Raw genomic sequence first — 4,395 nt, forward strand, 5'->3', positions numbered from 1 at the left:
AGTTCTAATGAAAAAGTGGTCCAAGAGAGTTCCATTGGTTTTATCCCTGTTGCGTTACAAAATAAGACAATAATGGATTTCTAAAGAGGATAATCAAAACAATCACCAAACAATAAATGGCTAACGATTCGATCATGGCCAAACCAATAAATAATGTTCTGGTGATGGATTTTTCGGCTTCAGGTTGCCTTGCCAACGCATCCAGGGCGTGACTAATCGCGCGCCCCATAGCTATAGCCGGCCCTATGGTTCCTATGGCAATGGCGATTGCGGCAATAACGGTTGATGCCAAACTAAACCAACTCATGTCATTCATAACGATTCTCCTTGGCTTTTAAGCTCATGGGCTTGAATGCCCCCAGCAATGTAAATTAAAGCCAGCATGCCAAAAATATACGCTTGGATAATGGCTTCAATAATATGTAAAATGAGTATTGGAATAGGGGCTAAAAATCCGGCAATCATGAGGACAATCAGGGCGGTTAATTGCAAGCTCATGATATTACCAAACAAGCGGACAGCCAATGCTAAGGTTCGAGAGATTTCGCTGATTAAATGAAAAGGCAACAAAAAAGGAGTTGGCTTAATATAATGTTTCAAATACTCTCGCCACCCCTCGGCACGAATTCCAAACCAGTGTACCGATAAAAAAGTCATTATCGCAAGGGATGCCGTCACCGATAAATCAGCCGTTGGTGAATAAAATCCCGGAATAACACCAATTAAATTGGAAACCAGGATAAAAATCCACAAGGTGGCTACAAATGGAAAGATGAGCTCAACGTGGTAAGGCACTACTTCGTTCATCGCATCCTGCATGGTACTCAAAATGCCCTCCCAAATGACTTGGTAAGTGCTTGGTTGTAATAACGCATGTTGTCGCGTGGAACCCCATGCCAAAAGGAATAAGATCATCATAATGAACCACGTGGTCAAGACGCTTTGTGTGATGGGTAGCACACCGATTGAAAAGGTAAAATGCGCTAAGAATCCTTCTTCTCCCACAGTTAATCCTTAATTAAAAGATACACGTTAATGGCGCCAATAATCACACCAAGGATGATTAAATTGATGGTCCAACTGATGGAGTACCCTTTTATTTGTTCATCAAGCCAAACCCCAAGATAGGCTCCTGCAATGATGGGTAATACAAAAACAAAGCCTAAAGTACCCAGGTAAACCGTTTGAGCTAATAAAGTCGATTTTTCTTTTTTGGCTTCATTGATTTTGCGGACTTTCCGTTTCACTTGTTGTTCCAGTTCCTTGTTTGAATTTTTAAATTCCATGGGTGTTCTGCCGTTTTAATTCCCATAAACGCTTTAACATTTCTTCATCCAAACGATGTAAGCTTTCTTTAGTGCGCACTAGGTTGTCTTCTTCCCAATGTAATTCTGCCTCTATGGCCATTTGAATGGCTTGGTACTCTTTATGGCGTACATAATGTCTTGTTGCGATATGCAATTGATTTTCAATGAAATAAACCACGGCACCTGGCAATGCTAAGTATTCCGTCTCTTGATTTTCATCACGAAACCAGGCCAAACCAAATTTTAAGCAGGTCATCATCCGACCATGATGAGCTAAAATCCCAAATTGTCCCGAGTGGTCTTCGCCAACAAAACTCACCACTTTATCCATTATTTCATATTGTGTGGCACTCTTAAGATGGATGGTAAAAAGCTCCATGTCAGTCGTTATCTCCCTTTATTCATGGCACCTATCATGTAACACTCTTCTTCTGCAAACCCATCGTAATCGCCACTTAGGAATGATTCGCAATCGGTTAATGTGTGTTCTAATGAAACCGATTTCCCTTCCATTCCTGTTTGACGCTTTGTGACATGAAAGGGTTGGCTAAGGTAGCGTTGCAGTTTGCGTGCTCTTAACACGATAGCACGGTCTTTAGGAGAAAGCTCATCAATTCCCATCATAGAGATCATGTCTTCTAACTCATGATAACGTTCCAGGTGTTCTCGTACGGCTTGTGCTATGGAATAATGTCGTTCCCCAAGTATGATTTTATCCATAAATTGACTCTTGGAAGCTAAGGGATCCACGGCAGGATAAATGCCTTTGCCTGCTTGTGAGCGAGAGAGTACGATAATGGAATCCAAATGAGTAATAATCCCAGTCACCGCCGGATCGCTCATATCATCGGCTGGAACATAAACCGCTTGTACCGAAGTCACTGCTCCTTTAGCAGTTGACGCTATGCGCTCTTCAAGTTCCGCTATTTCAGTCATTAAGGTGGGTTGATAACCGACACTTGCCGGCATTCGGCCAAGTAATCCCGAAATTTCACTGCCGGCTTGCACAAAACGATAAATATTATCCACAAGAAAAAGAACCTCATGCTCCAACGTATCACGCAAATATTCGGCATAAGTTAATGCCGATAGTCCTGTGCGAAAACGCACCCCTGGCGATTCATCCATTTGACCAAACACCATGAGGGTTTTATCCATGACGCCTGCGGATTTCATCTCATGCCACAATTCATGTCCTTCCCGAATGCGCTCCCCTACACCAGCAAAGACGGAGGTTCCTTGATGTAATTGAATAATGGCATGCATCAACTCCATCAGGAGGACGGTTTTTCCAACTCCAGCACCACCAAACAATCCTGTTTTAGAGCCCCTGACGAAGGGACAAAGTAAATCAATGACCTTAATTCCTGTCTCAAGAATGGTTTCTTGAGTACTCGTCATTTGAAGTGGTTCGGATTTGGCTAGAACATCACGATATTCATTGGTTTCTAATGGCGGGGCACCGTCTAACGGCTCACCAAAAATATTTAAAAGGCGGCCCAGGCACTCTTTTGAAACGGGAATTTGTAATGAAGTGCCTTGATCATAGACTATTAAACCCCTTTGCAATCCTGAGGCACGGTGGAGCGTGATGGCTCTCACATGATGCTCATCAAGGTGTTGACACACTTCTAAAATGTATTCATCATTGTCCGTGTGGGTTTTAAGGGATTGATGTAAAGGAGGTAAAACATCACAATTTATCCTGACTACAGGACCATTGATTTCGATTATCCTGCCAATTGGCGTTCCATGACTTTGAGCAACAGCCGTGTTGTTATCCATTATCTTCCAGTCTTATTCTTAACGATAGGGCTCTTAAGAAAGGTCAATAAAAGCCCCGGTAATTTGACTCAACTATCCTATGGAATCCTCTTGCAGAATTTATTGGTTTTTCATCATGGGGCATCCCATCATTTTATTGTCCATCATCATCTGCATCATGTGCATCATCATTTGCATCATTTTCATGCGCTGTTCCATCGTTTCGGGTTGTTTTGCTGTGTCATCGGGCATACTTTTCATCATCTTCATGCCTTTTTGCATCGTATGCATGCCTTCCTCCATCATGGGCATTTGTGTCTGCATCAAGGATGCCTTTTCTTCTGTTGTTTTAGCATTCATCAGCTTATCATGCATCTGTTGCATTTGTTTTAGTGCTTCTTGCATTTGTTTCATTTCTTCTTGGAGTTGGGTTGACTGCTGATTCGTGTTTTGCATTCCCATGTTATTCATTTGAGAACCAGAAGACATTTCTTCTGCAAAGAGTGGCGTGGCAACCAAACTGCAAGCAGCCAATAAAATGAATACATTCCGTTTTAACATAATGAAATCTCCTTATTATTTTTTCAATGAATTATTTGGACTGAACATCTTACTATAGCACTACATGAACTGGGTATGAAAAGCAAAAACATACCTGTTCCTATTAATGCCAACCTATTCCTCCCGTGTTGTGCCCTTCATAAGTATGAGAAACATTGTGTGAATTATTGGTCGTTGTTGATGGGGCGCAAGAGACCAAGAAAAGCATCGCGCTTAATAAGGTCATTACCCCAATAACTGCTTTAAAAAGTTTCTGCTTTGGCATATCAATGCTCCTTGCAATGAAATAAAGTGATAGCTGAATCAAGATAAAAACAACCCACCTTATTTTATAAATTCTTTTTTATAATATAGCACTGTTTGTTAAATAAGGACTTAGTGCATCATTAGAATTGATTAATCTATTTCAAGCGAGAATGGATTGGATAACAAGGCGCAAATTGAAACAATTATAAGCTAAAAATGTGTTCATATTATATTAATAGTCATAATGGTAGATATGGGCTTGGAAATTATACCGTTATTTATGATTAATCTTTCAATTTCAGGCATGATGGTTTGGCTGAGTTTTTAGTGATTTTCTTCTTCAAACTCACATATGTTGCAGGTGGGATTAACTCATTGGGTGTGACATTCAATCCTTTAAGAATTTTTAGAAGATTTAAAATGGTTATATTGGCTTCGCCACGTTCCACAGTCCCGTAGTAACCCCGATTCATTTCGATGAAATTGGCAAAACCCTCTTGAGAAAAACCTTTCTCTT

At 40.8% G+C, this 4,395-nt stretch carries 8 protein-coding genes; all 8 read right to left on the reverse strand.

Annotated features, from left to right (window positions below):
• Window positions 1-40: 40 nt before the first annotated feature.
• Window positions 41-316, reverse strand: coding sequence for a F0F1 ATP synthase subunit C (locus ACWTEW_RS27800; RefSeq protein WP_454783613.1), 276 nt, complete (start codon window positions 314-316; stop codon window positions 41-43).
• Window positions 313-1,005: a F0F1 ATP synthase subunit A gene (locus ACWTEW_RS27805; protein WP_454783614.1), complete on the reverse strand. Its 693-nt coding sequence runs from the start codon at window positions 1,003-1,005 to the stop codon at window positions 313-315. The genes ACWTEW_RS27800 and ACWTEW_RS27805 overlap by 4 nt, the downstream gene beginning before the upstream one ends.
• Before the next feature lie 2 nt (window positions 1,006-1,007).
• Entirely contained in the window at window positions 1,008-1,286 is a 279-nt protein-coding gene (locus tag ACWTEW_RS27810) for an AtpZ/AtpI family protein (RefSeq protein ID WP_454783615.1), read from the reverse strand.
• Window positions 1,276-1,686, reverse strand: a complete 411-nt coding sequence (locus ACWTEW_RS27815; protein WP_454783616.1) for a F0F1 ATP synthase subunit delta/epsilon — start codon at window positions 1,684-1,686, stop codon at window positions 1,276-1,278. The genes ACWTEW_RS27810 and ACWTEW_RS27815 overlap by 11 nt, the downstream gene beginning before the upstream one ends.
• Window positions 1,687-1,694: 8 nt before the next feature.
• Entirely contained in the window at window positions 1,695-3,092 is a 1,398-nt protein-coding gene (atpD, locus tag ACWTEW_RS27820; protein ID WP_454783617.1) for a F0F1 ATP synthase subunit beta, read from the reverse strand.
• Window positions 3,093-3,191: 99 nt separating this feature from the next.
• On the reverse strand, window positions 3,192-3,632 hold the full coding sequence (locus ACWTEW_RS27825) for a type IV secretion protein Dot (protein ID WP_454783618.1): 441 nt from the start codon (window positions 3,630-3,632) through the stop codon (window positions 3,192-3,194).
• A 103-nt stretch (window positions 3,633-3,735) separates the two neighbouring features.
• Window positions 3,736-3,897 carry a hypothetical protein gene (locus ACWTEW_RS27830; protein ID WP_454783619.1) on the reverse strand — a complete coding sequence of 54 codons (162 nt, stop codon included), beginning with the start codon at window positions 3,895-3,897 and terminating at the stop codon, window positions 3,736-3,738.
• A 265-nt stretch (window positions 3,898-4,162) separates the two neighbouring features.
• Window positions 4,163-4,395, reverse strand: a 233-nt coding sequence (locus ACWTEW_RS27835; RefSeq protein WP_454783620.1) for a helix-turn-helix domain-containing protein, incomplete at its 5' end; no start/stop codon positions are given.

Source organism: Legionella stuttgartensis, assembly GCF_977063405.2.

What these genes read in the sequence shown, in the direction of transcription:
- atpD (WP_454783617.1), bottom strand. Translation starts at nt 3,092, where the DNA reads ATGGATAACAACACGGCTGTTGCTCAAAGTCATGGAACGCCAATTGGC.
- ACWTEW_RS27830 (WP_454783619.1), bottom strand. Translation starts at nt 3,897, where the DNA reads ATGCCAAAGCAGAAACTTTTTAAAGCAGTTATTGGGGTAATGACCTTA.
- ACWTEW_RS27815 (WP_454783616.1), bottom strand. Translation starts at nt 1,686, where the DNA reads ATGGAGCTTTTTACCATCCATCTTAAGAGTGCCACACAATATGAAATA.
- ACWTEW_RS27800 (WP_454783613.1), bottom strand. Translation starts at nt 316, where the DNA reads ATGAATGACATGAGTTGGTTTAGTTTGGCATCAACCGTTATTGCCGCA.
- ACWTEW_RS27810 (WP_454783615.1), bottom strand. Translation starts at nt 1,286, where the DNA reads ATGGAATTTAAAAATTCAAACAAGGAACTGGAACAACAAGTGAAACGG.
- ACWTEW_RS27825 (WP_454783618.1), bottom strand. Translation starts at nt 3,632, where the DNA reads ATGTTAAAACGGAATGTATTCATTTTATTGGCTGCTTGCAGTTTGGTT.